The following is a 25,348-nucleotide window of genomic DNA, read 5'->3' as shown; positions in this document are numbered from 1 at the left end:
ATAGCGCACATTCGACAGAACGCCAGACCTCTTGACCACCGGGTATAGCCAAACAAGTTATTCCGCGTTAGCCTCGGTGGGTAACCAACCAGTGGTTCGTGTGAAAGGAACACTTTCGTGCCTGATCAAGCATTCATCTACGAGGCGATCCGTACGCCTCGTGGCAAGCAGCGCGGCGGTTCGCTGCACAGCGTGAAGCCGGTCGACCTGGTCTCCGGTCTCATCAACGAGGTCCTGTCGCGTCACGGCGGCCTCGATCCGGCCGACGTCAACGACGTCATCCTCGGTGTCGTCTCCCCGGTCGGCGAGCAGGGCGCGGTCATCTCGCGCACCGCCGCCCTCAACAGCGGTCTCCCCGAGACCGTCCCCGGCACCCAGATCAACCGCTTCTGCGCCTCGGGCCTGGAAGCCACCAACCTCGCCGCGGCCAAGGTCGCCTCGGGCTTCGACGACCTGGTTCTCGCCGGTGGCGTCGAGTCGATGTCGCGCGTCCCGATGGGCAGCGACGGTGGCGCACTCTTCACCGATCCGGCCACCGCATACGACCACTACATCGTCCCGCAGGGCATCGGCGCCGACCTGATCGCCACCATCGAGGGCTTCTCGCGCGAGGACGTCGACGCCTACGCCGCCGAGTCGCAGGCTCGCGCTGAAAAGGCCTGGAACAGCGGCTACTTCACCAAGTCCGTGGTGCCCGTCAAGGACATCAACGGCGTCACGATCCTCGATCACGACGAGCACCGTCGCCCGGGCTCGACCGTCGAGAGCCTCGGCAAGCTGAAGGCCGCCTTCGCCGCCCTCGCCGACATGGCCGGCTTCGACGACGTCGCGCTGCAGAAGTACCCGAGCGTCGAGAAGATCAACCACGTCCACACCGGTGGTAACAGCTCCGGCATCGTCGACGGATCGGGCCTCGTGCTCATCGGCAGCGAAGAGGCAGGCAAGCGCAACGGCCTCACCCCGCGTGCCCGCGTCGTCTCCTTCGCCGAGATCGGCTCCGAGCCCACCATCATGCTCACCGGCCCCACCCCGGCCACCGAGCTGGCGCTGAAGAAGGCCGGCCTGACCGTCGACGACATCGACGTGTTCGAGCTGAACGAGGCCTTCGCCTCCGTCGTCATGAAGTGGATGAAGGACCTGAAGATCCCGCACGAGAAGGTCAACGTGAACGGTGGCGCGATCGCCATGGGTCACCCGCTCGGTGCAACCGGCGCGATGATCTACGGCACCTGCCTCGACGAGCTCGAGCGCACCGGCGGCCGCTACGGCCTGATCACCCTCTGCATCGGTGGCGGCATGGGCGTCGCGACCATCATCGAGCGTCTCTGACTCTTCGAGGCTCGCTTCGCTCGCTCCTCAGGGGGCAGTCAACGGCTCGCTTCGCTCGCTCCTCAGGGGGCAGTGAACGGCTCGCTTCGCTCGCTCCTCAGGGGGCAGCGACCACCACTTCACGAGAAAGAACTCTGCGAATCACCATGAGTGACAACATGATCAATTGGGAGAAGGACGCCGACGGCGTCGTCATCCTGACCATGGACGACCCCAACCAGGGCGCCAACACGATGAACGCGCTCTACCAGGAGTCGATGGCCGCGACCGTCGACCGCCTGGAGGCCGAGAAGGACGACATCACCGGTGTCGTGCTCACCTCTGCGAAGAAGACCTTCTTCGCCGGTGGCGATCTGAAGGACATGACCAGCGATCGCACGGGTGTCTCCAAGGAGGAGATCGCCACGCAGATCACCGAGACGACCAACGGCATGAAGAAGGTGCTGCGTCGGCTCGAGACCCTGGGCAAGCCGGTCGTCGCCGCGATCAACGGCGCCGCACTCGGTGGCGGCCTGGAGATCGCGCTGCACACCCACTACCGCATCGCCGCGGACGTCAAGGGTGTTCAGATCGGTCTGCCCGAGGCCACCCTCGGCCTGCTGCCCGGCGGCGGTGGCGTCGTGCGTACCGTCCGTCTGCTCGGTATCCAGAACGCCCTCATGGGTGTTCTGCTCCAGGGTCAGCGCTTCAACCCGACCAAGGCCAAGGAGACCGGCCTGGTCAACGAGGTCGTCGGCTCGATCGAGGAACTGATCCCCGCCGCCAAGGCCTGGATCAAGGAGAACCCCGAGGCCCAGCAGCCGTTCGACGTCAAGGGTTACAAGATCCCGGGCGGTGCTCCCACCAACCCGGCGTTCGCGGCCAACCTCCCGGCGCTGCCGGCCCTGCTGCGCAAGCAGATCAAGGGCGCCAATATGCCTGCGCCGCGTGCCATCCTGGCCGCCGCGGTCGAGGGTGCCTACGTCGACGTCGACACCGCGGACATCATCGAGACCCGCTACTTCGTCTCGCTGGTCACCGGTCAGGTCGCGCAGAACATGATCAAGGCGTTCTTCTTCGACCTGCAGCACATCAACGGCGGCGGCTCGCGCCCCGAGGGTTACGACAAGTTCACCGCCAAGAAGGTCGGCGTCATCGGCGCCGGAATGATGGGCGCGGCAATCGCTTACGTGTCGGCGAAGGCCGGCATCGAGGTCGTCCTCAAGGACATCGACCTCGACGCTGCCAAGCGCGGCAAGGGGTACTCGGAGAAGCTCGAGGAGAAGGCTCTCGCCAAGGGCAAGACCACCCAGGAGAAGAGCGACGCACTCCTCGCCCGCATCCACCCGACCGTCGACGCCGCCGACTTCAAGGGTGTCGACCTCGTCATCGAGGCCGCCTTCGAGTCGGTCGAGGTCAAGCACAAGGTGTTCCAGGAGATCGAGGACATCGTCGAGCCCGATGCCGTCCTGGGTTCCAACACCTCGACCCTGCCGATCACCATCCTCGCCGAGGGTGTGAAGCGGTCCGAGGACTTCATCGGAATCCACTTCTTCTCGCCGGTCGACAAGATGCCGCTGGTCGAGATCATCAAGGGTGAGAAGACCTCGGATGCCGTGCTGGCCAAGGTCATCGACTACACGCTGGCGATCCGCAAGACCCCGATCGTCGTCAACGACAGCCGTGGCTTCTTCACCAGCCGCGTCATCGGCACCTTCGTCAACGAGGCCATCGCGGCCGTCGGCGAGGGCGTCGAGCCGGCGTTCATCGAGCACGCGGGCACCCAGGCCGGCTACCCGGCCGCGCCGCTGCAGCTCATGGACGAGCTGACCCTGACCCTGCCGCAGAAGATCCGCAAGGAGACCGAAGCAGCGGCCAAGGCCGAGGGCAAGGACTTCCCGCAGCACGGCTCGAACGCCGTCGTCGACTGGATGGTCGACAACGGTCGCACTGCCAAGAAGGACGGCAAGGGCTTCTACGACTACGACGAGAACGGCAAGCGCACCCAGCTCTGGCCGGGCCTGCGTGAGCACTTCAAGTCGGGCACCACGGAGATCCCGCTCGAGGACATGAAGGAGCGCATGCTCTTCGCCGAGTCGCTCGAGACCGTCAAGTGCTTCGACGAAGGTGTGCTCACCTCGGTCGAGGACGCCAACATCGGTTCGATCTTCGGCATCGGCTTCCCCGCGTGGACCGGTGGTGTCATCCAGTACATCAACGGCTACGAGGGTGGCGTGCCCGGCTTCGTCGCGCGCGCCAAGGACCTCGCCGGCAAGTACGGCAAGCACTTCGAGCCGCCGGCCTCGCTGGTCGAGAAGGCCGAGCAGGGTGTCACCAAGCTGACCAACGAGAACCTCGCTGCGAAGTAGGGCTTTCGCTGGGTGACCAGCAGACAACAAGGGCCCCGGCCGGATTCGTTCCGGCCGGGGCTCTTGTGTTCTCCGGACCACCAATGTCGCTCCCGCGTCGCCGTTTCCGTCCCGCTGATTGGATCGGATAAGCGGGACGGAAACGAGGCCGCGGGAGCTCAGTCGTCCGGCGGCGCCTCGGCGCCCCCGACGCTGAGCACGACGCGGGCGCCGTATGGCACCGACTCGACGAGGCGCAGCTGCGCCAGCGCCGGGTGGGCGTCGAGCAACCGGCCCGCGTTGGCCAGCGCGCGCAGCGCGGCGGTCTCGGCGCGAGCCGCCTCGAGCTTGGCCAGACCGCGTGTCTTGGCGGTGATGACCTCGAGTGCGGCACTGCGGACCTCGGCCGGGACGATGACGTCGCGGACGACCGCTTCGAGAACGTCCATGCCCACGGTGCCCGCGGCCCGGGCCGCTGCGACGCGGATCGGCTCGACGTCGACGGAGTCGCCGCGACGCACGAGGTCGTCCGACTCGACGCCGGCGCAGACCTCACGCAGCGCGATCTGGGCGGCCAGGTAGACCGCGCCGATCGGATCGGAGGCTCGTTCGACGAAGGCGACTGCGTCGATCACGCGGGCGCGCAACGTCATCGAGATACGGACGGCCATCGAGTCGGCGGTGAGGATCTCCTGCGGCGAGACCTGGATCAGGCGCTCTCGCAGGTCGACGCTGAGCGTGGCGTCGGGCTTGCGCACGCGGTGACGACCGGTGGGGAGCGTCTGGACCTCGGTACCCCGGTAGGCCAGCACGGTGTGGCCCGGTGGGACGGTGATTCGATTGTGGAACAGCATGGCGATCCTCCTTTCCGTTGCGTCGCAATGCTTGTCGGGTGTGGGGATTCGGATGGCGACACCGCTCGCGGGCGGGCCGGCCGATGGGGTGCGACGCGGGGTCGCGCACGACCCGGACGACGACCGCAGAACCGACCGGGCCCGTGCTCCCGGGAGCAGTGCCGTGTCAGGACTCGAACCTGCTCGGGAGGTATCCCTTGCCATCTGAAGGCGGACGAGGATTCCGACGCGCAGAAACACTTCGCGGTATCCCGCTCCGGTCTGCTGGTCCTCGTGCCGAACGGGAACTATGCCAGCGTCGTGCTGTGGGGCGCAACGGATTATCGAGCATCGCCTCGCTCCCTGAGGAGCGAGCTTGCGAGCGTCACGAAGGGTCCTGGTGAGATGCGTGGGAGACCCTTCGTGACGCGCCCTCCGCAAGCTCCGGGCGCTCCTCAGGGAGCGGAGGGGCGGCGCACGCACCGGTCGCGGGCCCGAGCACTTACTCGGCGCGCATCCTCGGCTTCGGCACCTGGGTGGGGCGTCGTACGCTGGGGTGCAACGGATCATCGGCCGCCACGAATCCGATGGAACCGATGGGCGCCGCGACACGTCCAAGTGTTCGTGATCCCGATACCCACTGATCGTTCCGGTCTGATCCTGCGTGAGAACGCGGTGCGTGCCGGACTCTCCGATGCCGACCTCGACGAGGCGGTGACCCGCGATCACCTGGTGTGTCTCGGTCCCGGCGTGTTCGCGCTCGCGGTCGGTTATCTGCTGTGGTCGCGCGCGTGCTGATCGCGTTCGGCGACCGGTCCGTCACGACGTGGGTGGGACGACGAGCGGTGCACCGGGGTGATACCCGGTGCACCGCTCGTCGAATGGGTTCGACGCGTCAGGCCTGCCTGCCGATCGCGTGGCCGTTCATCGTCTGGCTGGTCATCGCCGGTCCGCCGACCGTCGTGCGGTCCCCGGCTTCCGGACCGTCGAGCCGTCCCGTCGCGGCGGCATCTTCGGGCACCTTCGATTCCGTGCGGCGGAGCAGCAGGACGAGTGCAAGCGCCACCGCGACCGGGGCGCACGCGATCAGCACGATGGCGCTCGTCGACAGACCGAGTCCGATCAGGGCGCCGCCGACGATCGGGCCGACCACCGAGCCGAGGCGACCCATCGAGGAGGCCCAACCGACTCCCGTCGCGGCGGTGGCCTGCGGGTAGATCGACACCGCCACGGCGGCCTGCCCGATCATGCCGGCCTGCAGTCCGAGCCCGACGCCGCCGAACACCAAGAGCAGCAACGCCTTGTCGGCGCCGAGGAACGCGGACAGGATCAGGAACACGATGGCCGCCACCGTGGTGCCGGCGAGGATCGAGCTCATCCGGTACCGGGTCGCGCCGAGGATCAGCACACCCGCACCGACGATGCTGCCGACGCCCAGTGCCGCCGACCCGAGTGGTGCCAGACCCGTGCTGAAGCCGTAACTCGTCAGGAGGGTGGGCAGCCAGGACGAGAAGATGTAGAAGACCGAGAACACCATGAAGGCGAAGCCCCAGAGCAGCAGGGTCCGACCGCGGACCTCGGGGTCGAACAACCGTGCCACGGCCGCGTGGTGGCGGGCCTCAGAGCCCGGGGTCACACCGGTCAGCGTGCGCTCGTCGGGCAGCCACACCCACAGGAAGGGGAACAGGGCCGCAGAGGCGATGGCGCCCGCGACGAACACCGACGGCCAACCGTATGCCGACACCAGCCGAGTACCCAGCAGTCCGGCGATGAGCGCACCCATCGAGATGCCCATCGTGACGAACACCGCGATCGACTGCCGGTGCCGGGCGGGGTTGAGTGCAGTCGCCTGCGCCACGGCCGCCGGCATGACCGCGCCGAGACCGAAGCCGGTGATCAGGCGCAGCGCGCTCAGCTCGACGATGTTGCCGGCCCATGCCGTCAGCAGACTGCCGATCGTAAACACGATGACCGCGGCGAGGATGACCTTGCGGCAGCCGAACCGTGCGGTGAGCCGGCCGACCGCGATGTAACCCAGGGCGACACCGAGGCTGGTCAGCGACAGGGCGGGGGTGAAGTGGGAGGCGGGGACACCCCAGTCCTCCTTGAGCGCCGGCACGGAGAGGCCGAGGGCGATGGTGTCGTAGCCGTCGAGCACGACGGCGATGAAGGCGAGGATCAGGACCGGCCAGTTGGGTCTGTCGACGGCCGGTGCTGAGTTGTTCGGGCTGGAGTTGAGAGTTGGTCCGCTCACGATGGCGTCCTCGGGGTGTAGTCGGCGTGGCTGACGCCGGTTCGAGTGATACTAGTCGGCCGCGGGCGCGGCCTTCGGGAGAAATCCCTGTGCCTCGACCTCGACGCTGAGGCCAGGCTCGACCAGTGCCGACACCTCGACGAGGGTCGAACACGGGAAGTCCCCGGAGAAAACCGCGCTCCGGGCGCGTCCGACAGCTGCCTTGTCGGCGATGTCGGTGACGTAGATGCGCAACACGACGATGTCGTCGACGGAAGCGCCGCACGCCTCCGTCAGTGCGCGCACGCGGCGGAAGGTCTCGACCGCCTGCGCGTGGGTGTCGTCGCCACCCACCGGACCGTCCGGCCCGCCGGCGTGCATCCCCGAGAGGAAGAACTGGTCGCCGACGACGCGGGCGTTGCTGAACATGTCCCGACGGGGCGGCTCCGCGACGTCGGGGTGTCCGACCCGGGTCATGAGGTCACCGCCGAACGTCGCGCATCGGACTCACGCGTCAGTCGTTCGCGGACCGGCAGGAAGTCGTACGTCGGGTAGAAGTCGGTGGCGAAGGTGCCCCACGCCCGGCGTTCCAGTTCGACGTTCACCGCGGGCAGCCGGTCCGCCGGTAGGCGGAGGGTGACGATCTGACCGATACCCATGGCCACGACCCAGGAGACGACCTCGCATCCCTCGGGCGGAAAGCCGTGCCACCAGTCGTTCTCGTCGAGCCGACCCTGCAACTGGTCGAGGTTCTGGCTCTGATCGTGGCGCAGCACCACGGTGAGCAGCATCGACCCGTCGGTGCTCATGCGTTCGCTGCGACGAGTTGTTCGGCCTGCGCGACGGCGTCGGCGCGGTAGATCCGTCGAATCCGGGAGACACCCAGATCGTGCTGGTACAGGTGCTCCTCACGATCGGCGTCACCGGCGAGCGCCTCGAGGACCAGCCGGTCCTGTTCGAGGACCTCCCAGTGCTTGGCCTCCAGCGTCGTGCGGTAGAGGAACCGCCAGGTCTCACGTTCCCATCCGCTCACCCGCCGGGTGCGCCAATGGAAGATGGCCGACGTCGACCGGTCGATGGGCGTGCTCATCCCGACGATCCCGAACACACCGCCGGGGCCGGCGCCGGGGCCGTACGGGATCTCGAGGTCGACGTAGTCCATTGATCCGCGCACGAACTCCACCCAGTCGAAGTTCACGCCGCGCTGGTCGGTCTTCTCGAAGAAGAAGCCGCGGTCGGTCTCCCGGATGCGGAACCGAGCCGAGGTGTCGCCACCGAACATCGAATGGGAGTTGCGGTGCAGAAACGCGCCGTGCATGGGATCGAGGACGTTGTCCATGTAGAACCGCCACGGGCCCGCCCACTCGGCGAAGTTCCCGAACCAGGACACCTCGGGATCGGACAGCCGGTCGGGCAACACGAACGGGGTCGGCACCGAATCCGCGGTCAGCGGCAGGAAGGCGAAGATCGTGTCGGCCGCCTCGACCACCTCGAGCGACACCGTCGCCCGCCGGCCCTCCAGGGCACATCCCGGCATGCCTGGCACCGACACGACGGTGCCCTCGCCGTCGACCTGGACACCGTGGTACGCGCAGGCGATGCGGTCGCCGAGGTGTTGGCCGACCGACAACGGAGCGCTGCGGTGCGGGCACCGGTCCTCCAGCATGCGGACCCGACCCTGGGCGTCGCGGAACAGCACCCAGTCGACCTCGAGTCGGCGGACCGGGACCATCGCGCCGGGCTCGAGCATGCGCGACGGGAGGATCGGGTACCAGCGGTCCCGGAGGCCCGTCGCCGCGATCTCGTCGGCGTCGAGGTGACGACGGGTACCGAGGGCGTAGGTCGGTGTGCGTCGCGCGGGACGTTCGCGGGTTGCGGACCGGGTGCCGGGGGTGGGCTGTGTGGTGGTCATGTCATTTCCCCAATCTGCGCATCTCGGCGCGGAAGGTCTCGGCGGTCCACGGACCACCGTCGGGTCCGTGGAGGCCGAGGGCGTTCAGGCCGTCGGTGACCTCATCGAGAGTCGTTGCCCCGGCGGTGAAGATCTCGGTGACGGACCCGGCGAGCTTGAGCTCATACGGTGTCAGCGGCTCCGGATGGGTCTGGTGTGTCTCGAGGTAGGGCTCGCGGGCTGGGCGAGTCATCATCGGAGTACTCCTTCGTCGATGAGTGGTGTGGGCTGGGCGAGGAGGCGGCCGTCACGGGCGGCGAGGCCCTCGGCGATCGCGACGAACGAGACGGTCCACTCCTCGAAGGACTCCCGGCATTCGGTGTGCGCGGGGACGGGCGCGCCGTCGAGGACGACGAAGACGCCGTTGTCGATGTCGCCGGCGAGCGTCTGCGCCGCATCGAGATCGGTGTCGGCGTCCGGCGCCGACGCGAGAACCAGGGTCGGAACCCGAACGGACGGGAGCAGATTCGTTGTCTCTGCGGTGAGCGGCGCGGGCTCGGCCAGGATCAGGCTCAGCACGAGGTCGGGGTTCTCGACGGCCAGGGCGATCGCGTCGGCGACGTCGGTGCCGGAGGCGAAGACGTGGGCCTGGTCACCCGAGCGCACCCGCGTCGCGATGTCGTGGTCCCACCAAAGGGCCGGGGCGGTCATCAGTGGGCCCCAGAGGAATCGAGCCCAGAGGAATCGAGCCCAGAGGAATCGAGTTCAGACGGGACGTGCACCGGCGGGACGAACGGCCCGGGGGCGGGGTCGACCGCCTCGACATCCACCTCGATGAACGACGGGCCGCCGCGGTTGACCGCGGCCTCGAGGGCGTCGGCGATGACGCCCGGGCCGCGCACGAGCCGGTAGGGGATGTCCATCGCTGCCGCGAGCAGGTCGAAGCGCGGCGTGTGCAGGTCGACGCCGGAGCGTCGGAAACCGTTCTTCTGCTGCATGTTCCGCAGTACCCCGTACCCGCCGTCGTTGAACACCAGCACGATGACGTGCGCACCCGAGCCGGCCAGGGAGGCGAGCTCGCCGAGGTGCACCGACAATCCACCGTCGCCGGCGACGACGAGGGTCGGGGCGTCGGGCCGGGCGTGCGCCGCACCGATCCCCATCGCGAGTCCCTGTCCGATCCCGCCGCCGAGGGGAAAGATGTTGGTGCCGCGCTCGTAGATCGGCAGCAGGCGGTTGCCCCACTGGCTCGACGGGATCGTCACGTCGCGGGCGATCACCGAGCGACGCGGTAGCGCATCGCGGATCGCCGTGCAGACCTCGGCATAGCCACCGATGTAGGTCGTGAGATCGTCGCGGACCTCCTCGCGCACGGCGGTTACGCGGCGCGGCCACTCGTCGGCGGTCGCGACCGCGTCCAGCTCGGCCAGCAGCGCAGTGATCGTCGGTGCGGCGTCTCCGACGAGCCCGACCGCGGCTGGGTAGACGCGCCCGATCGTCGTGGGTTCGACGTCGATCTGGATGATGTTCTCCGGCAGCGAGAGTGAGTAGGACGCGGTCTCGTTCGATCGGAAGTGGGTACCGACGGCGAGGAGCACGTCGGCGTCGTCGAGCAGTGCCCGCACCGCGGGGGTGGTCGCGAAGTTGCCGATGACGAGGGGGACGTCCTCGGCGACGATTCCGCGCCCGGAGTTGCTGGTGACGATGCCCGCGCCGAGGAATCGAGCGAACTCGGCGATCTGCTCACCGGCGCCGGCCGCACCGCCGCCCAGCCACAACAGGGGCCGCTCGGCGGTGCGGAGCAGATCGGCGGCGCGGGCGACGGACTCCGCGTCGGCGACGGGCGTCGTCACCGTGACCGACGGCGCCGGTCGCTGGGCGTCCGGGGAGGCGAGATACTGGAGGTCCGTGGGCCATTCGACGCTGGCCGGTCCCGTGGGTGCGGCGAGGACATGCGCGATCGCGGACTCGAGTTCGGCCTCGACGTCCTTGGCCTCGGTGATCGTCGTGGAGTACGCCGAGATCGCGTCGAGCATCTGCGGCTGACCCGGGAACTCATGGATGACACCGCGACTCGCGGCCGGACGCCCGGGGGCGAGGAACTCGCTCTCGATCTGGCCGGTGATGTGCAGGACGCGACTGCCCGCGGTCAGGGCCTCCACCATCGAACCGGCAGCGTTACCTGCTCCGGTACCGGTACTGGTCAGCGCAACGCCGAGACCGCCGGACGCGCGGGCGAATCCGTCGGCGGCGTTGACCGCGGCCGCCTCGTGCCGCATCTCCACGAACGTCAGGTCGCGGTCGACGGCCTCGACGAGCGGAAGGTTGTGGATACTGATCACCCCGAAGACGGTGGTGACGCCGTGCCGGCGGAGCACATCGACGAGGACGTCACCGCCGGTCGGTCGGCGGCGGCTTCCGGTGTGTTCGGTCATCGGCTGGTTCTCCTGTTGCTGGGCTGGGTTGGTCGGGCTCTGCCGGGGTCAGACATAGCGGTGCACCCCGCCGCCGACCTCGAGCGTGGCGCCGGTCGTGTAGCTGTTCCGCGGCGAGAGCAGGGTGGTGATGGGGAATGCGAGTTCGTCGGCGGAACCGAAGCGGCCCAGTGCGATTCCCCGGTCGTCGGCGATCTCGGCACTCCAGGCCGCGAAGTCGTCGGCGCCGCTCTCGACGAACCGGCGCTGCCACTGTCCGGTGTCGATGAGGCCGAGCAGCACCGAGTTGACCCGTGTCCCGTCGGTCGCGAGCTCCTCGGCGAGCGAGCTCGACAGGTTCAGCAGGCCCGCCCGGGCCGCCGACGTGACGGCCAGGCGGGTTTCGGGTTGCCGGGACAGGATGGCGTTGACGATCACCACGGCACCGCGGTCCGACGCCGCGAGCGCGGCGCGGGTGGCGCGTATGACGTGCAGCGCACCGAAGATCTTCAGGTCGAACTCGTCGCGGATCTCCTCGTCGGTGGTCTCGTCGAGGGTGCGCATGAGCGACCGCCCCGCGTTGCAGACCACGCCGTCGAGACCACCGAGCCGGTCGACGGCGGTGGCGACGAAGGCATCGACGGACGCGCGGCTGGTGACATCGCATGACGCGGTGACCACGTCGGTGATCGCGGCGAGATCGGCTGTCGCGGAACGAAGACGGTCCTCGTCACGGGCACAGAGCGCCAGGCGGGCGCCTTCCTCGGCGAGCAACCGGGCGGTGGCGAGGCCGATCCCGGAGCTCGCGCCGGTGATCAACACTCGGCGACCGGCGAGCTGCAGGTCCATGGGTACTCCTCGGGGCTGGTATGCGGTGGGGCTGGGGGCTGCGGACTGGGGGGATGGGGGGCTGGAGTCGAAGTGGATGCGTCGCTCAGCGGAAGATGAATCCGCCGTCGACGACGATGGTCTGCCCGGTGACGAAGGCGGCGTCCTCGGACAGTAGGAAGCGGACCACTCCGGCGACGTCCTGCGGCGTCTGTTCGCGGTCGAGTGCGCGCCCCGCGGCGTAGGTGCGGTACCGGTCTTCGGGAACGCCTTCGGTGGCCTCGACCCGGATCAGGCCCGGCGCAACGGCATTCACGCGAACTCCGTGCGGCCCGGCATCGCGGGCCATCGAGCGCGTCATCCCGATGACCGCCGCCTTGGACGACACGTAGTGCACGAGTCGCGGCGACCCGTACATCGCGACATCGGAGGCGATGTTGACCACGGCGCCCCGCGAGCGGGACAGCAACGGCCACAGGTACTTCGTGACCGACCAGGTGCCGCGGACGTTGACATCGGTCAGCCGCCCGAACTCGTCGTCGGCGAGCTCGAAGAACGTCGCGCCGCCCACGCCGTCGGCGATCGCCGCGTTGTTGACGAGGCCGATCACGTGATCGCCGTCAGCGTCGAGACGGTCGGCGAGTGCGCGGACGGCGTCGACGTCGGCGATGTCGGTGACGATCGCGCGGGCGTCGTGACCGGCGTCGCGCAATGCGGCCTCGGCCGCGAACGCGGTCTCCGGATCCCGTTCGGCGATCACCAGTCGGTGCCCGTCGGCGCCGAGACGTTCGGCGATGGCACGGCCCAGTCCGCGGCCGCCGCCGGTCACCACCATCGTCCCGGCGCTCATGACAGCATCCCGACGAAGTCCAGGACGTGGCCGGCGACGACGTCGGGTTGTTCCTGGATCGCGGCGTGGCCGGCATCGGGGACGATCCGCAGCTGCGCGCCGGGGATCTGGTCGGCGAGGAGTCGTGATTCGTCGACGCCGGTGATGGTGTCGCGCTCACCGACGAGAACGAGGGCCGGGCGGGCGAGTCGGGCGAGGTCGGGTCCGAGATCGGTCGTGGCCATAAACCGGGCCGCGGCGGCGAAGCCGGGCTCGCGGACCTCCGCCATGGTGGCGCGGACCTCGGCGGTGACCGCCGGGTCGCAGTCGGGTGCCGTGAGCGCGTCGGCGCGGTCGGCAGCGACTGCGGCGGCACCCCGGTCGACGAGGTCGGGGATGCGGGCGAGCATGCCCGCGGCCCGCTCGGCGGTGACCCCGGAACCGCGGGTGCTGTCGGCGATGACGAGCGCGGCGACGAGATCGGGCCGGTGCAGCGCCAGATCCATGGCGATCACACCGCCCCAGGACGTGCCGAGGAGAACAACGGGCTGTCCGGGGGTGAGCGCTTCGATCAGTTCGGCCATCTCCTCGACGGGGCCGATGCCCGGCCGGGGATCGGCCGAACGCCCGTAACCGGGGGCGTCGGGGCACCAGCAGTCGAGACCGGCGGCGGCCAGCCGTGCGGCCAGAGGGCCACACGACGTGGCGCCGCCGCCGATCCCGTGGAGCAGCACCACGCTGTGCCGGCTCCGGATCTCGCGGCTCGACGGGTGCGCGACGACGTGCACGCGGTCGAGCACGGTGACGGTGGTGGTCATGCCACGCCCACCGTCTGGGGCAGATGGATGAAGTAGTCCGGGTCGCGCGGGGTCACCAGGGAGCTCGCGCCGTGGTCGGGGATGCCGGCCATGGCCGAGCGGACGGTGGTCGTCGGCGGGCCCGCGGTACCCCACTGATCGGACAGTTCGGGTGTGCGGCGCCAGGTCCGGCACAGCCAGGCGTCTTCGTCGATCTGGGCGACCTCGGAGGTGTACTCGCAGACCAGACCCGCCGGATCGGTGAAGTACGAGAAGGTGTTGTCGCCGGGACCGTGGCGGCCCGGTCCCCACTGCGGGCTGATCCCGTGGGAGCGCAGGTTGCCGATGCCGCGCATGAAGTGGTCGATGGAGGTCATCTCGTAGGCGACGTGGTTCAGGGCCGGCCAGGGCGCCTGGTTCAGCGCGATGACGTGATGTTCGGAGTTGCAGCGCAGGAACGACATCTGGCGCTCGGACCAGTCCGACACCCGCATCCCGAGGACCTGGGTGTAGAACGCCGTGATCCGCTCGATGTCGGTGGTGTTCAGGACGACGTGCGCGATCTTGCGAGGGATGGCACGACGACCCGCGGGTTCCTGCGACGACACCGCGTGCACGTCCGCCGACAATTCGACGGTGCGCCCCTCCGGGTCGACGAGGGTCAGGCCGTATCCGCCCCCGGCGTCGTCGAGCGGTCCGGGTTCACGGAGCAGCGGCACGCCGATCCGCTCGAGTGCCCGGGCGGCATCGTCGACCTCCCGCGGCGTCCCCAGTGCGAAGCTGAAGCCGCCCAGGGCATTCGCGTCACCGGGGCGGAGATCGAGGACATGGTGTTCGGTGCCGGTGGCGCGCAGCCAGAACCGGTCACCGTCCTCCTCGACGGTGGTCAGTCCCCACACCTCGTGATAGAAGTCCCGGGAGGCCAGGGGATCGGGCACGCTCAGCGTGACCGAGCGCAGGCTGCGCAGACGGCACACCGGTTGCTCGGTGAGTACGGGAAGCTGGGAGTAGAGCACGGGGTTCCCCTAGAGGTCGAGTACGAGTTCGGCTGAGCGGCAACGCGAGACGCAGGGAAGCATCGTCTGACCGCTCGCGTGTTCGGTGTCGGTGAGGACGAAGTCGCGGTGGTCGAGATCGCCCTTGACGACCCCGATCTCGCAGGTGCCGCAGATGCCCTCCGTGCAGGAGCTGGGCACGTCGACGCCGGCGTCGGCCAGGGCGTCGAGCACGGACATGTCGGCCGGTACTGCGATGCGCTGTCCGGTCCGTTCGAGGACGACGTCGAATGCGGTGTCCCCGCCGGGGTCCACCTCCACGACGGGTGCGGCGAAACGTTCGCTGCGCAGCGGGATCTCCGGCGGGACGACGCCGGCGACGGCGTCGAGGAGGGCGGCCGGGCCGCAGCAGTACGCCACCGACCCGGATGGCGCTCCCGCGAACAGCGCCGACAGATCGGGCAACCCGCCTCGCTCGTCGTCGGCGTGGATGACGGACGTCGAGTGCGCGGACACCTCGTCGACGAAGGCCATCGACCGTCGGGACCGGCCCGCGTACAGCATCTGCCACGATCGGCCCTCGGACTCCAGCCGGCGCATCATCGCGACGATGGGGGTGATACCGACGCCGCCGGCGATCAGGATGTGGTGCGCGGCGTCGGGGTCGATCGAAAAGGCATTGCGCGGGCCGTCGACCTCGATCTCGGCGCCGATGGACAGCCGATCGTGCACGTAGCTGCTACCGCCGCGCGACTTCTCGGCCCGGAGGACCGCCACAGACCACCGTGACGAGTCCTCCGGCGCCGAGCACAGCGAGTACTCCCGAACGAGTCCGTCCGGCAGACGAAGCGCGACATGCGATCCCGGTTCCCAGCGCGGGAGTTCGGCGCCGGACGGATCCACGAGGGTGATGCTCGTGACGCCGTCGGCCTCCCAGGTCTTCTGGTGCACGCGAAGGACTCTCGTCGTGTCTGCGGACATGGTGGACACCTCTCGGGTTCGGTTCGGGTGGAACGAGGTTCAGCGGGTGACGCCGAACATCTCCGAGCTCGGCGGGTAGGTGGGCAGCTGCGGCTTCTCGGCGCCGATGATCACGCAGAACAGCGCGTCGGTGTCGCCGACGTTGGCGAGGCTGCGGGGGACGCCTGCGGGCACCCGGATCAGGTCGCGGTAGCCGAGGCGACGAACGGCCTTCTTGGTGCCGTCCTCCACGTCATGGACGGCGACCTCGAGCTCGCCCTCGAGGACGAAGAACACCTCTTCCACGTCGTGGTGGGTGTGCTCGGGACCGACGGCACCGGCGGGCAGACGCATGTTGGAGAACGTGAAGTGATCCGACGGAAGAGTCCGGCTGTCGTTCTCGTGGTTGCCGGTGGCGCCCGAGCCGATGTAGCGGATCTGGGCACGCTTGAAGCGATCGCCGCCGGCGGCGGCCTGGAAACCCAGTGTGTCCCAGTCCTCGTGCCGGGTCTCGCGGCTGGCGATGCAGGAGTCGATCTGCTGCTCGAGATCGGCGTTGGTCTTCTCTGGTGCGGTCATGATGGCGGTTCCTCTCGGTGTTCTGGCGGGTTCGTGGGGTGGCGGGCGTGCGGTCAGGACGTGTGGGCGATGGCTTCGATCTCGACGGTCGCGCCGTAGGGCAGCGCGGCGACCTCGACGAACGAGCGGGCCGGACGAGGCGTGGCGAAGACGCTCTCGTAGTGCCGGTTCGCGGCGTCGCGCAGCGAGACGTCGGTGACGAAGTAGGTGGTCTTGACGACATCGGCGAGCCTCATGTCGATCGTGGCCAGGCGCTCGCCGAGCCGGGCCATCGCCGCGTCGAGGGCGGCGTCGACACCCGGTACGGCCACCCCGTTCTCATCCACCGACAGTGCGCCGGAGACGAAGCCGAAACCGGCGACGGCGAATGCGGGACTGTACGGGTGCGCGGTGCTCTGGTCTTGTGCGGCGAAGTCGGTTGCGGCAGTTGCGGTCATGGATGTGGTTCCTTTCGTCGAAGTGGGCGCGTGCACGGTCCGGCCGGTCACGGATGGCGACCCCACGCGATCGGCTCGTCGCTGCGGTCGAGGTAGATGCTCTTCTGGTCGGAGTACTGGCGGATCGCCTCACGGCCCTTCTCGGTGCCCAGCCCGCTGTCGCGGAGCCCGGTGAACGGGGTCGAGATGGAGAACTGCTTGTAGGTGTTGACCCAGACGGTTCCGGCGTCCACGGCGTCACCGATCCGCAGCGCACGCCGGTAGTCCTCGGTCCACACGCCGCAGGCCAGGCCGTAGACGGTGTCGTTGGCCTGCGCGATGACGTCGGCCTCGTCGTCGAACGGGATGACCACCGCGACCGGCCCGAAGATCTCCTCCTGGCTGATCCGGTCGGTGTTGGCGACGCCGGTCAGTACGGTCGGCGGGTAGTACCAGCCGTCGGCCAGCGCACCGTCGACGGGAACCGCGCCACCGCACCGCACTCGGGCACCGTCGGGCACCGCTCGGGCTACCGTGTCGGCCACCGAGTCGCGGTGCGCGGCCGAGATCATCGGGGCGACGTCGGTGTCCGGGTTGGTGCCGGGACCCATCCGCAACCGGCCGGCGCGTGCCACCAGATCGTCCGTGAAAGCATCGAATACGCTGCGCTGCACGAACACTCGTGATCCGGCGATGCAGCTCTGGCCGCTGGAGGAGAAGATCCCGTACAGCACGCCCTGTACGGCGCGTTCGAGGTCGGCGTCGGCGAAGACGATGGTCGGTGACTTGCCGCCCAGCTCCAGGGTGATCGGCATGAGCTTGTCGGCGGCGATCCGGCCGAGGTGACGCCCGGTGCTCGTCCCGCCGGTGAAGGTCACCTTCGCGACGTCGGGGTGGCGGACCAGGGCCTCGCCGACGGTCCGGCCCGGGCCCGGGAGGACGGACAGGACACCGCGGGGCAGGCCGGCCTCTTCGCAGATGCGGGCCAGGAGCAAGGTCACCCAGGGCGCCCACACCGGCGGCTTGCTGACCACCGCGTTGCCCGCGGCCAGCGCGGGGGCCAACTTCTGCGCGTCGGAGGCGATCGGCGAGTTCCACGGGGTGATGGCACCGACGACACCCATCGGGCGGTGCGTGGACATCGTGAGCCACGGGCCGCGCGGGGTCGTGAGCGTGCCGTCGGAGGTCTCCGCCGCCGCCGCCATGTACCGGAAGGTGTTCGCCGCACTCGCCGCCAAAGCCGATGTCTCGCCGAGGGTCTTGCCGGTGTCGAGGGTCTGCAGCCGCGCGATGCGATCTCGCGCAGCGTCGATACCGTCGCCGATCCGGTGCAGGACTGCCGCGCGCTCGTGGGGAAGCGCACTCGCCCAGCCGCTCTCGTGGGCGGCGCGGAGCCCGGTGCGGACCGCGGTGTCGACGTCGGCGGGAGTGGCCCCGTGCAGGGTCGCGAAGACCCGACCCGTCGCCGGGTTCACGGACTCGATCAGATCTCCGGCGCCGACCTCCCAGTGACCGCCGACGAAGATGCGGTCGTCGAGGTCACGGGCGTCGATCCCGGGATGGGTGGAGGTGCTCGTCACGAGGGTCATGTGAATCCGTTCGGAGGTGATGGCCGAGGGCCGAACCAAATATCTTTGCGCTAAGACAGTTGTAAAGCCTTAGCGCTAAGAGGTCAACCTCGAAGAACCCCACTACAGGACCTCGTTACGTGGGATTTACGCGTCCGAAATGGAAGAGATGCAGGTCACACACGGTGTGTCGGCCATCACGACCGTCGCGGAAAAAGTTTCGATCGCAGCGTCAGACCGCGGCGATGGGGTCCGCTTCGCCGGGATCGAGGCCATCGCCGAGCACCGCGAAACGAGCGGAGTGCTCGAGCGCGCCCAGGAGCCGGGCGAGGTCGGCTGCCTCGTCCTCGGAGAGTTCGGCGAGCATCACGCGGAGCTTCGCGAAGTGCTCGTCGGCGATGCGGTCGACGAGTGCCGCGCCCTCGGGGGTCAGCTCGACGTAGACCACTCGTGCGTCGGCCCGATCTCGGGTGCGCGTGACGAACCCGGCGTCCTCGAGGCGTTTGACGCGCAGGGACAGACCGCCGGTGGTGACAAGTGTCTGCTCGGCGAGTTCGCCTGCCGTCAGGCGATGGTCGGGGACGGCTCGGCGCAGACACGCGAGGACGTCGAAGCCGGAGTCGGTGATGTTGTGCTCGTCGAAGGTCGAGGCGATACGCGCCTTGTAGACGAGGAAGCTGCGGTGGAGCCGGCCGAACACCTTGAGCGCCGAGACGTCGAGCTCGGGCCGGGCGACGGCCCAGTGGGACACGATGACGTCGACACCATCCATGGTGGCGAGGTTAGTGGATCATCGCGCGAGGAAGGCCCCCACCGTCGCCTCGAAGGCGGCCTTGGCCTCGATCATCACCCAGTGCCCGCACTTCGGGAAGATGTGGAGCTCCGCGTCGGGGATGAGGCGCATCGGGACCATCGCCATGTCGGGTGGGCTGACTCGATCGTCGCGGCCCCAGGTCAGCAGCGTCGGGCAGGCGACCTTGTGCATCGACGCCCAGTACGGCGGGTTGTCCGACGCGGCCATGAATTGCTGCTGCATCTCGAAAGCCGCTGAGCCGTACATCATCTGCGCCGTCTTCTGCGCGTCTGGGTTGATGGCGGCCTGCCACCGTTCCTCGATGAGTTCCTCGGTCACCAGCGAGCGGTCGAAGACCATCGACGTGAGCCAGCGGACCAGCTTGTCCTTGTCCGGGGCGTCGGTGAACTCCTGGAGGAGGCGCAGGCCCTCACTGGGGCTGGGGCTGAACACATTCGGGCCGATACCGCCGATGGTGACGAGCTTCTCGACGCGCTCGGGCTTCTTGATCGCCAGGTTGACGCCGACGACCCCACCCATCGAATTGCCGATCATCGCGGCCTTGTCGATGCCGAGTGCATCCATGAACCGGAGCACCGAGCCGCCGGCCGTGAGAACCGGGTGGCCCTCGACGGCGTCGCTCACCCCGAAGCCGGGGAATTCGATGACGAAGCAGTGGTGTGTCTGCGCGAAGCGCCCGAGGTTCCCGCGGTAGTTGCGCCAGCCGGTCACGCCGGGCCCGGATCCGTGCAAGAGGATCAGCGGCGGTGCGTCGGCGTCGCCGGCCTCGTGATAGCGCAGTGTGCCCTGATCGGTCGTCAGTTCCCGTTTGGTCGCATCGAAGGTGACATCCACGTCGACCAGACTAGAACGTGTTCTAATCCGTTGTCACCGGGTGGGCGTGATCCGACCGATCTGCGGAGGTGAGGTGCCCGACACCGATGATGTCGTGCAGGATGCGATGCACTATCGCGTCGCCGACGACCTCGTAGTGGACCATCCGGCCGACCTTCTCCGAACGGACCCACCCCTGGTCGCGCAGCTTGCGGATCGACTGGGAGGCGGCGTTCTCGGTGATGCCGATACGGGTGGCCAGTTCGGCGACCGTGGAACCCGGCCGCGCATGCATCTCCGCGACGAGTCGGAGGCGGTTGGGGTCGCTCAGGAGCATGAAACGTGCGGCCCAGGAGTCCGCGTCGAACGTGTCCGCGTGAAATGAGTGTGGGTCGAAGTCGGTCACCGGCCCCTCCTCGTCACTTCGTCGATGGACACCAGCTCATCGTTCCTCACGGCCCCGGTGGCGGCAAATGTGTGTCTGAGAGAACATATGTTTGTGCACACACGTGTTGAGGGAGCGTCGTCGGCTGTTCGCGGAGTCGCCACGGTCGGAGCCGCCGTTCTTCTCGCGATGGTCGCCCTCGCGGGTTGCTCGGTGTCGGATCAGGCAACGGCGACCGATCAGATCGTCCTCGGCGAGGGACAGGACCTCGGTGACTTCAACCCGATGCTCGGTTATGCACGGCTCGGCGTCTCGCCCATCTACGACGGCCTCCTCATCCCGGCCGCCGACGGCGACGACCGCGTTCCGGACCTCGTCCCGGCGCTCGCCGCGTCCCGCCCCGAGCGTGTCGCGCCGCGGACGTGGCGGGTGCCGCTCAAGAGTGGCGTCACGTTCTCCGACGGCACCGCCTTCGACGCCGCCGACGTCGTCGCGACCTACCGGGCCGTCGTCGATCCACGGGTCGCGTCGCAGATCTCGACCGACTTCGAGCCGATCGTCTCGGTCGAGGCCGACGGGCCCGGGGCGGTGACCGTTCGGATGAACACCGACGCGGACCCGTCGCCGTACCTGCTCGTGGGTGTCGTGCCCGCCGAGCGGGTGGAGGATGCGCCGGCGGCGGAGTGGGCCCTGAACACCGAGCCCGTGGGCACCGGGGCGTACCGGCTCGATTCGCTCGAGCCGGACCAGGCCGTTCTCGTTGCGCGCGAGAACTATTGGGGAAACCAGCCGGCGGTACAACGCATCGTCTACACCCACGTTCCCGACGACAACACCCGCGCGCAACGGATCGCGGCCGGTGAGATCGACGGCGCGAACCTGCCACCGAGGCTCGCCGAGAGCCTGGACGGGCGTGACGGCATCGACGTGGTGTCGGTGAAATCCGCTGACTGGCGCGGCATCTCACTGCCGAGCACGAACCCGTTCACCGCCGACCCGGCCGCTCGCCTCGCGATGAACCTCGGCATCGACCGGCAGGCCGTCGTCGACGACGTGCTGACCGGCGACGGTGAACCCGCCAGCACGCCGATCGCCTCGGTATACGGGGCTGACGTCTACGACGAGCAGACGCAGTTCGGCTTCGACGCCGATCGTGCACGGGCGACACTCGACGCCGCCGGGTGGCGGACGGCTCCCGACGGTATCCGGGCCCGCGGGGCCGACCGGGCGTCGTTCGCCCTCCTCTACAACGCCGAGGACACTCTTCGCCGTGATCTGGCGGTGGCGTTCGCGGCGTCGATGAAACGGATCGGTGTGGAGGTCCTCACCCGCGGCACCAGCTGGGACGAGATCGATTCCGAATTGACCTCGGCAGCGGTGCTTCTGGGTGGCGGCGCGACGCCGTACAGCATCGACTCGCAGGTCTACGACACCCTGCACACGCGCGTCGCGAACTCGTCGCCGTACTCCAACCCGGGCGACCTCACCGCCCCCGGGCTCGACGCCCTTCTCGACGAGGCACGTGCGAGCGCGCCCGGGCCGGCGAATGACCAGCGGTATCAGCGCATCCAGCAGATCTACGCGGCTGCGCCGTCGTACGTCTTCCTGGCGTTCCTGCACCACACCTACGCCTCTCGGGGCGAGGGTTGGCGGCACGACGACCCGATCCTCGAACCGCATTCGCACGGCGTCACCTGGGGCCCGTGGTGGAACGTGCCGTCGTGGCAACCGATCTCATGACCTCCCTCGCCTCGTCGGTGCGGTCGATCCGGCCGGCCGGCACCGACGCCGACGATCGGACCGACAGGCGGCACCCGCGGCGCCGGCGCACGAGGCGGCCGGACTCGCGCACGCGGCGAGCCGGACGACTCCTGCTCCGGCGCGTCCTCCTGATGATCCCGACGACGATCCTGGTGTCGCTCGGGATCTTCGCCGTCGCCGCCGCGTCGCCGTTCGAACCGCTCACCGCTCATCTCGGTGACAACTACCAGTCGGCCACCCCCGCCCAGCGGGCGGCGACCGCGGCCGCCTATGACGTGGACCAGTACTGGCTGAGCGCCTGGTGGAACTGGTGGGGTGCGCTGCTCCACGGTGATCTGGGTTGGTCCTCGACCCAGGGCCGCGCGGTCGACGAAGTGATCTCGCAACGTCTTCCGTTCACCCTCGGCATGTCGACGGCTGCATTGATCTCCGCTGCGTTGCTCGCCGTCGTCGGAGGGGCCGTCATCGGTATGCGGCGGGGCGGGCTGGTCGACCGGGCGTGTACGGCGTTGGCGGCCATGCTGGCCGCGACCCCGCCCTTCGTGGTGTCACTGGTGCTGGTCAGCATCTTCGCGGTGACGCTGGGGTGGTTTCCGACCTCCGGTGCTCGACGCCCCGGCGACGACTACTCCCTCGACGGTCTGCTCACCCACGCCGTGTTGCCGTACCTGGCCCTGACCGTGTCGATGATCCCGTGGTTGCTGCTGACCATGCGCGCGGCCGTCGTCGACGCCACCGCCTCCGATGCGGTCCGGGCCGCCCGGACCCGCGGTGTCGACGGGTGGGCGCTCGTGCGCGGGCACGTGGTGCCGGTGTCGGTACTGCCCACCCTCGCGCTCCTCGGCACCCGCCTGCCCGAGATCATCGCCGGCGCCGCCATCGTCGAGACCGTCTTCGGCTGGCCCGGCCTCGCCGCAGCGCTCGTGGATTCGGCCGTGGCACTGGACTTCTCGTTGCTGGCCGCGCTCGCGGTCGGATCGGCCGTACTCGTGCTGCTCGGGTCGGCCCTGTCCGATGCGGCGGCCGTGTGGATCGATCCGCGGATCGGACTGACCGCATGACGACCATCGGTGACACGACGGGCGTCGGGGTCGTGAGCCGTCGGGCCGCGATCGGTCACCGCGCCGCCCTCGTCACACCGTGGGTCGTGCTGACGGTCATGGTCGTCATGGCGGTCGGGTGGCCCGTTCTCGCAGGCGAACAGACCGCCGACTTCGCGCGTTCACTGCTGCCTCCGGGTTCCGGGGCGGCACTCGGGACCGACCACTCGGGGTACGACCTCGGTGTCAGAACTGCTGCCGGACTGCGGATCTCGCTGCTGATCGCCGCGGCGTGCGCGGTCCTGGCGACGGCCCTCGGCGTCCTCGTCGGAATCGGTGCGGTGACGATGGGCGGGTGGTTCGACGCGGTGGTGATGCGCGTCGTCGACGGGGTCAACGCCTTGCCGCACCTCGTCGTCGGAGTGGTCATCGCCGCGATGTGGCGCGGTGAGCCGGTCGCGATCATCGCGTCGATCGCGCTGACCCACTGGCCGTCCGTCGCGCGGGTGGTGCGCGCCGAACTACTCGAGGCGACGTCGTCGGGGTGGGTCGAATCCGCCCGCTTGGCCGGTGCGTCCCGCACCTTCGTCGCCGTCCGCCATCTGCTGCCCGCAGTGAGCGGGCAGGTGCTGGTGGCGATGACCGTGTTGCTGCCGCACGCGGTCTGGCACGAGACGACGCTGTCGTTCCTGGGTGTCGGGCTCTCCCCGGACGCCGCGAGTCTCGGCACGCTGCTCGGGCAGGCGCGCGGTGACATCCTCACCGGCGCGTGGTGGACGCTGGTCGTGCCCGGTGTCGCCCTGATGGTCACCGCGCTCGCGTGTGCGGCCGCGGCGTCGTCGCTGCGTCGTGCCACGTCGCCGCCCGCCGGTGAGGTGTGGCGATGAACGCCGGGCTCGACGGGGTGACAGTGGAGATCGTGGCCCGGAATCGGTGGAACCGGGCAGCAGTCCGAGTGCTCGACGATGTGACGCTGCCCTTGCCGGCCGGGTCGATGACCGCACTGGTGGGTGAGTCCGGCTGCGGTAAGTCGATGGTCGCGTCGGTCCTGTCCGGTCTGCTCCCGCCGGGGTCCGTGCCGACGGGTCGACTGCGGATCGGCGGCGAGGTGTTCACCGATCGTGAACTCGCCGGCGCGGACCGCCGGTGGCGAGGACTCCGCGGGCGCCGCATCGGCTCCGTTCCCCAGTCGGCGTCGACCTCGTTCACGCCTGTGCGCAGTGTCGGCGCGCAGCTGGACGAGGTGATCGGCATTCTCGACGGGTCCCGGGATGCCGTCGAGCTGTGCCGACGCGTGCACCTCGACCCCGCCGCACTCCGGTTGTATCCGCACGAGCTGTCCGGCGGGATGGCGCAGCGCGCCGCGATCGCCGCAGCCCTGGCCGGTGATCCGGACACGATCGTCGCCGACGAGCCGACCTCGGCGCTCGACGCCGAACTCGCAGCCGACATCTGGGAGCTCCTCGCCGAAGCCGCGAGTGCCGGCGCGGCGGTGCTCGTGATCACCCACGACGTCGAGACGATGCGGCGCGGGTGCGATTCGGTGGCGGTCATGCGCGCGGGACGGATCGTCGATCATCGTCGGCTCGATGAGATCGTTGCCTCCGACGACGCCTATGTCGCCGGGTTCTTCGAAAGAGTGCCGTGACCGTCGGTGACCTGCTCGTCGGCACGGGCCTGTCGGCCCGCTTCGGCGACACCCTCGTGTTCGAGGGCCTCGACGTCGGTGTCGGCGCCGGAACGGTCACCGGAGTGGTCGGGCGGTCGGGGAGCGGCAAGACGACGCTGCTGCGCGTCCTCGCGGGGTTCGCCGCGCCGGCTGCCGGAAGAGTCGCGTGGCCGGGCGGGCGTCGCCCCGGCGACATCGCCCTCCTCGCCCAGCATCCGCGCCTCGTCGCCAACCCACGGTGGACGCTGCGCCGGATCGTCGCCGAACCCGCGACGATCGCGAGACGAGACTGTGACGTCGAACGAGCCGCGGATCGCGTCGGCCTCGATCCGGCCTTGCTGGATCGCTATCCGTCACAGGTGAGCGACGGTCAACTCCAGCGCGCGTGCCTCGGCAGGCTCGTGGTGCAGCAGCCGCGGGTCGTGCTGTGCGACGAACCGACCGCGATGCTGGATCCGGTCGCGTCTCGGGCCGTGACGTCGCTGCTCGACGACCTCGTCGCCGACGGGGCGGGCCTGCTGCTGGTGAGCCACGACCGACGGCTGGTGGAATCGCGCAGCCGGGACGTCATCGACCTCGACCGGTGCTGACGGTTGCGGCCGCTGTTCGGGTCGCCGAGTGGCTTCGACTCGGCGCCTCGACCTCGACGCGCTCCTTCGTCGCTTGCTCGGCCCGGCGGCTGCGCTCGGTGCCGGCTCAACCAGCGGAGGGGCGTCGCTGCGCTCGGTGCCGGCTCAACCAGCGGAGGGGCGTCGCTTCGCTCGGTGGACGGGGATTCTGCTGGTCGAGCAGCGTCGACCGAGCGTAGCGAGGACGCCGCGTCCGTCGAGGCCACTCGGTGAGTGGTGTCAACCAGCGGAGGGGTGA

Annotated in this window: 27 protein-coding genes; 8 read left to right on the top strand and 19 right to left on the bottom strand. The window is 69.2% G+C overall.

The window, feature by feature from the left end; translation table 11 throughout:
* Positions 1-117 precede the first annotated feature (117 nt).
* Together MHN80_RS13735 and MHN80_RS13730 are read left to right on the top strand one after the other, a co-directional pair.
* Positions 118-1,329, top strand: coding sequence for an acetyl-CoA C-acetyltransferase (locus tag MHN80_RS13735; RefSeq protein ID WP_004018964.1), 1,212 nt, complete (start codon positions 118-120; stop codon positions 1,327-1,329).
* Positions 1,330-1,475: 146 nt separating this feature from the next.
* Positions 1,476-3,677 carry a 3-hydroxyacyl-CoA dehydrogenase NAD-binding domain-containing protein gene (locus MHN80_RS13730; RefSeq protein ID WP_064570457.1) on the top strand — a complete coding sequence of 734 codons (2,202 nt, stop codon included), beginning with the start codon at positions 1,476-1,478 and terminating at the stop codon, positions 3,675-3,677.
* A 158-nt stretch (positions 3,678-3,835) separates the two neighbouring features.
* Here MHN80_RS13730 and MHN80_RS13725 read toward each other — a convergent pair whose 3' ends face one another.
* Positions 3,836-4,510: a slipin family protein gene (locus MHN80_RS13725; protein WP_239402302.1), complete on the bottom strand. Its 675-nt coding sequence runs from the start codon at positions 4,508-4,510 to the stop codon at positions 3,836-3,838.
* A 603-nt stretch (positions 4,511-5,113) separates the two neighbouring features.
* Here MHN80_RS13725 and MHN80_RS13720 point away from each other — a divergent pair.
* Positions 5,114-5,287, top strand: coding sequence for a hypothetical protein (locus MHN80_RS13720; RefSeq protein ID WP_167550902.1), 174 nt, complete (start codon positions 5,114-5,116; stop codon positions 5,285-5,287).
* Positions 5,288-5,384: 97 nt separating this feature from the next.
* Here the strand turns inward: MHN80_RS13720 and MHN80_RS13715 are convergent, their stop codons facing one another.
* The 18 genes from MHN80_RS13715 to MHN80_RS13630 all read right to left on the bottom strand — a co-directional run bounded on the left by MHN80_RS13715 (position 5,385) and on the right by MHN80_RS13630 (position 19,963).
* Entirely contained in the window at positions 5,385-6,743 is a 1,359-nt protein-coding gene (locus MHN80_RS13715) for an MFS transporter (protein ID WP_239402301.1), read from the bottom strand.
* Positions 6,744-6,794: 51 nt separating this feature from the next.
* The gene (locus tag MHN80_RS13710) at positions 6,795-7,199 is read right to left on the bottom strand and encodes a RidA family protein (RefSeq protein WP_064570455.1); all 405 of its coding nucleotides are present in this window, start codon (positions 7,197-7,199) and stop codon (positions 6,795-6,797) included.
* Positions 7,196-7,531 carry a hypothetical protein gene (locus tag MHN80_RS13705; protein WP_004018953.1) on the bottom strand — a complete coding sequence of 112 codons (336 nt, stop codon included), beginning with the start codon at positions 7,529-7,531 and terminating at the stop codon, positions 7,196-7,198. Before MHN80_RS13705 ends, MHN80_RS13710 begins: the two co-directional genes overlap by 4 nt.
* A complete protein-coding gene (locus MHN80_RS13700) occupies positions 7,528-8,634 on the bottom strand; it encodes a Rieske 2Fe-2S domain-containing protein (RefSeq protein ID WP_239402299.1) in 1,107 nt (368 codons plus the stop codon). Before MHN80_RS13700 ends, MHN80_RS13705 begins: the two co-directional genes overlap by 4 nt.
* 1 nt (position 8,635) lies before the next feature.
* Positions 8,636-8,869, bottom strand: coding sequence for a recombinase-like helix-turn-helix domain-containing protein (locus MHN80_RS13695; RefSeq protein WP_004018951.1), 234 nt, complete (start codon positions 8,867-8,869; stop codon positions 8,636-8,638).
* Positions 8,866-9,324 (bottom strand): alpha/beta fold hydrolase, encoded by a 459-nt coding sequence (locus MHN80_RS13690; protein WP_239402297.1) that lies wholly within the window; start codon positions 9,322-9,324, stop codon positions 8,866-8,868. Before MHN80_RS13690 ends, MHN80_RS13695 begins: the two co-directional genes overlap by 4 nt.
* Positions 9,324-11,048, bottom strand: a complete 1,725-nt coding sequence (locus tag MHN80_RS13685; protein ID WP_239402296.1) for a thiamine pyrophosphate-binding protein — start codon at positions 11,046-11,048, stop codon at positions 9,324-9,326. The genes MHN80_RS13690 and MHN80_RS13685 overlap by 1 nt, the downstream gene beginning before the upstream one ends.
* A gap of 48 nt (positions 11,049-11,096) precedes the next feature.
* Complete coding sequence (locus MHN80_RS13680; protein ID WP_004018947.1) at positions 11,097-11,876, bottom strand: SDR family oxidoreductase; 780 nt, start codon at positions 11,874-11,876, stop codon at positions 11,097-11,099.
* An 85-nt stretch (positions 11,877-11,961) separates the two neighbouring features.
* A complete protein-coding gene (locus MHN80_RS13675) occupies positions 11,962-12,705 on the bottom strand; it encodes an SDR family oxidoreductase (RefSeq protein ID WP_239402294.1) in 744 nt (247 codons plus the stop codon).
* Positions 12,702-13,502 (bottom strand): alpha/beta fold hydrolase, encoded by an 801-nt coding sequence (locus MHN80_RS13670; protein ID WP_239402293.1) that lies wholly within the window; start codon positions 13,500-13,502, stop codon positions 12,702-12,704. Before MHN80_RS13670 ends, MHN80_RS13675 begins: the two co-directional genes overlap by 4 nt.
* A complete protein-coding gene (locus MHN80_RS13665) occupies positions 13,499-14,497 on the bottom strand; it encodes a VOC family protein (protein ID WP_239402291.1) in 999 nt (332 codons plus the stop codon). The genes MHN80_RS13670 and MHN80_RS13665 overlap by 4 nt, the downstream gene beginning before the upstream one ends.
* A 9-nt stretch (positions 14,498-14,506) precedes the next feature.
* Complete coding sequence (locus tag MHN80_RS13660; RefSeq protein WP_239402289.1) at positions 14,507-15,457, bottom strand: PDR/VanB family oxidoreductase; 951 nt, start codon at positions 15,455-15,457, stop codon at positions 14,507-14,509.
* Between the two features lie 39 nt (positions 15,458-15,496).
* The gene (locus tag MHN80_RS13655) at positions 15,497-16,015 is read right to left on the bottom strand and encodes a cupin domain-containing protein (protein ID WP_239402288.1); all 519 of its coding nucleotides are present in this window, start codon (positions 16,013-16,015) and stop codon (positions 15,497-15,499) included.
* 53 nt (positions 16,016-16,068) lie between these two features.
* Positions 16,069-16,452 carry a RidA family protein gene (locus tag MHN80_RS13650; protein WP_239402286.1) on the bottom strand — a complete coding sequence of 128 codons (384 nt, stop codon included), beginning with the start codon at positions 16,450-16,452 and terminating at the stop codon, positions 16,069-16,071.
* A 47-nt stretch (positions 16,453-16,499) separates the two neighbouring features.
* The gene (locus MHN80_RS13645; RefSeq protein WP_239402284.1) at positions 16,500-18,020 is read right to left on the bottom strand and encodes an aldehyde dehydrogenase; all 1,521 of its coding nucleotides are present in this window, start codon (positions 18,018-18,020) and stop codon (positions 16,500-16,502) included.
* Positions 18,021-18,231: 211 nt separating this feature from the next.
* Positions 18,232-18,771 (bottom strand): MarR family winged helix-turn-helix transcriptional regulator, encoded by a 540-nt coding sequence (locus MHN80_RS13640; protein ID WP_239402282.1) that lies wholly within the window; start codon positions 18,769-18,771, stop codon positions 18,232-18,234.
* Positions 18,772-18,789: 18 nt separating this feature from the next.
* Positions 18,790-19,647 (bottom strand): alpha/beta fold hydrolase, encoded by an 858-nt coding sequence (locus MHN80_RS13635; protein ID WP_239402280.1) that lies wholly within the window; start codon positions 19,645-19,647, stop codon positions 18,790-18,792.
* A 22-nt stretch (positions 19,648-19,669) separates the two neighbouring features.
* A complete protein-coding gene (locus MHN80_RS13630) occupies positions 19,670-19,963 on the bottom strand; it encodes a helix-turn-helix domain-containing protein (RefSeq protein ID WP_051987019.1) in 294 nt (97 codons plus the stop codon).
* 156 nt (positions 19,964-20,119) lie between these two features.
* Between MHN80_RS13630 and MHN80_RS13625 the strand changes: the two genes are divergently transcribed.
* From MHN80_RS13625 to MHN80_RS13605, 5 genes are read left to right on the top strand one after another with little or no spacing between them, the layout of a single operon-like run.
* Entirely contained in the window at positions 20,120-21,751 is a 1,632-nt protein-coding gene (locus MHN80_RS13625; RefSeq protein ID WP_239402279.1) for an ABC transporter substrate-binding protein, read from the top strand.
* Positions 21,733-22,833 (top strand): ABC transporter permease, encoded by a 1,101-nt coding sequence (locus MHN80_RS13620; protein ID WP_239402277.1) that lies wholly within the window; start codon positions 21,733-21,735, stop codon positions 22,831-22,833. Before MHN80_RS13625 ends, MHN80_RS13620 begins: the two co-directional genes overlap by 19 nt.
* A complete protein-coding gene (locus MHN80_RS13615; RefSeq protein WP_239402275.1) occupies positions 22,830-23,699 on the top strand; it encodes an ABC transporter permease in 870 nt (289 codons plus the stop codon). The genes MHN80_RS13620 and MHN80_RS13615 overlap by 4 nt, the downstream gene beginning before the upstream one ends.
* On the top strand, positions 23,696-24,460 hold the full coding sequence (locus tag MHN80_RS13610; protein ID WP_239402273.1) for an ATP-binding cassette domain-containing protein: 765 nt from the start codon (positions 23,696-23,698) through the stop codon (positions 24,458-24,460). Before MHN80_RS13615 ends, MHN80_RS13610 begins: the two co-directional genes overlap by 4 nt.
* On the top strand, positions 24,457-25,071 hold the full coding sequence (locus tag MHN80_RS13605) for an ABC transporter ATP-binding protein (protein WP_239402271.1): 615 nt from the start codon (positions 24,457-24,459) through the stop codon (positions 25,069-25,071). Before MHN80_RS13610 ends, MHN80_RS13605 begins: the two co-directional genes overlap by 4 nt.
* The last annotated feature ends 277 nt before the right edge of the window (positions 25,072-25,348 follow it).

The organism is Gordonia sp. McavH-238-E, from assembly GCF_022348225.1.
Lineage (GTDB): Bacteria > Actinomycetota > Actinomycetes > Mycobacteriales > Mycobacteriaceae > Gordonia > Gordonia terrae.
Note: the sequence above shows the minus strand (reverse complement) of the source record. Positions and strands in the feature narration are given on the sequence as shown.

Bases quoted from the DNA above. Each gene is read 5' to 3' on its own strand.
- MHN80_RS13700 (WP_239402299.1), bottom strand. From the start codon at position 8,634: ATGACCACCACACAGCCCACCCCCGGCACCCGGTCCGCAACCCGCGAA.
- MHN80_RS13660 (WP_239402289.1), bottom strand. From the start codon at position 15,457: ATGTCCGCAGACACGACGAGAGTCCTTCGCGTGCACCAGAAGACCTGG.
- MHN80_RS13650 (WP_239402286.1), bottom strand. From the start codon at position 16,452: ATGACCGCAACTGCCGCAACCGACTTCGCCGCACAAGACCAGAGCACC.
- MHN80_RS13640 (WP_239402282.1), bottom strand. From the start codon at position 18,771: ATGGATGGTGTCGACGTCATCGTGTCCCACTGGGCCGTCGCCCGGCCC.
- MHN80_RS13680 (WP_004018947.1), bottom strand. From the start codon at position 11,876: ATGGACCTGCAGCTCGCCGGTCGCCGAGTGTTGATCACCGGCGCGAGC.
- MHN80_RS13645 (WP_239402284.1), bottom strand. From the start codon at position 18,020: ATGACCCTCGTGACGAGCACCTCCACCCATCCCGGGATCGACGCCCGT.
- MHN80_RS13655 (WP_239402288.1), bottom strand. From the start codon at position 16,015: ATGACCGCACCAGAGAAGACCAACGCCGATCTCGAGCAGCAGATCGAC.
- MHN80_RS13625 (WP_239402279.1), top strand. From the start codon at position 20,120: ATGTTTGTGCACACACGTGTTGAGGGAGCGTCGTCGGCTGTTCGCGGA.
- MHN80_RS13685 (WP_239402296.1), bottom strand. From the start codon at position 11,048: ATGACCGAACACACCGGAAGCCGCCGCCGACCGACCGGCGGTGACGTC.
- MHN80_RS13705 (WP_004018953.1), bottom strand. From the start codon at position 7,531: ATGAGCACCGACGGGTCGATGCTGCTCACCGTGGTGCTGCGCCACGAT.
- MHN80_RS13725 (WP_239402302.1), bottom strand. From the start codon at position 4,510: ATGCTGTTCCACAATCGAATCACCGTCCCACCGGGCCACACCGTGCTG.
- MHN80_RS13610 (WP_239402273.1), top strand. From the start codon at position 23,696: ATGAACGCCGGGCTCGACGGGGTGACAGTGGAGATCGTGGCCCGGAAT.
- MHN80_RS13690 (WP_239402297.1), bottom strand. From the start codon at position 9,324: ATGACCGCCCCGGCCCTTTGGTGGGACCACGACATCGCGACGCGGGTG.
- MHN80_RS13675 (WP_239402294.1), bottom strand. From the start codon at position 12,705: ATGAGCGCCGGGACGATGGTGGTGACCGGCGGCGGCCGCGGACTGGGC.
- MHN80_RS13730 (WP_064570457.1), top strand. From the start codon at position 1,476: ATGAGTGACAACATGATCAATTGGGAGAAGGACGCCGACGGCGTCGTC.
- MHN80_RS13615 (WP_239402275.1), top strand. From the start codon at position 22,830: ATGACGACCATCGGTGACACGACGGGCGTCGGGGTCGTGAGCCGTCGG.
- MHN80_RS13630 (WP_051987019.1), bottom strand. From the start codon at position 19,963: ATGCTCCTGAGCGACCCCAACCGCCTCCGACTCGTCGCGGAGATGCAT.
- MHN80_RS13670 (WP_239402293.1), bottom strand. From the start codon at position 13,502: ATGACCACCACCGTCACCGTGCTCGACCGCGTGCACGTCGTCGCGCAC.
- MHN80_RS13710 (WP_064570455.1), bottom strand. From the start codon at position 7,199: ATGACCCGGGTCGGACACCCCGACGTCGCGGAGCCGCCCCGTCGGGAC.
- MHN80_RS13695 (WP_004018951.1), bottom strand. From the start codon at position 8,869: ATGATGACTCGCCCAGCCCGCGAGCCCTACCTCGAGACACACCAGACC.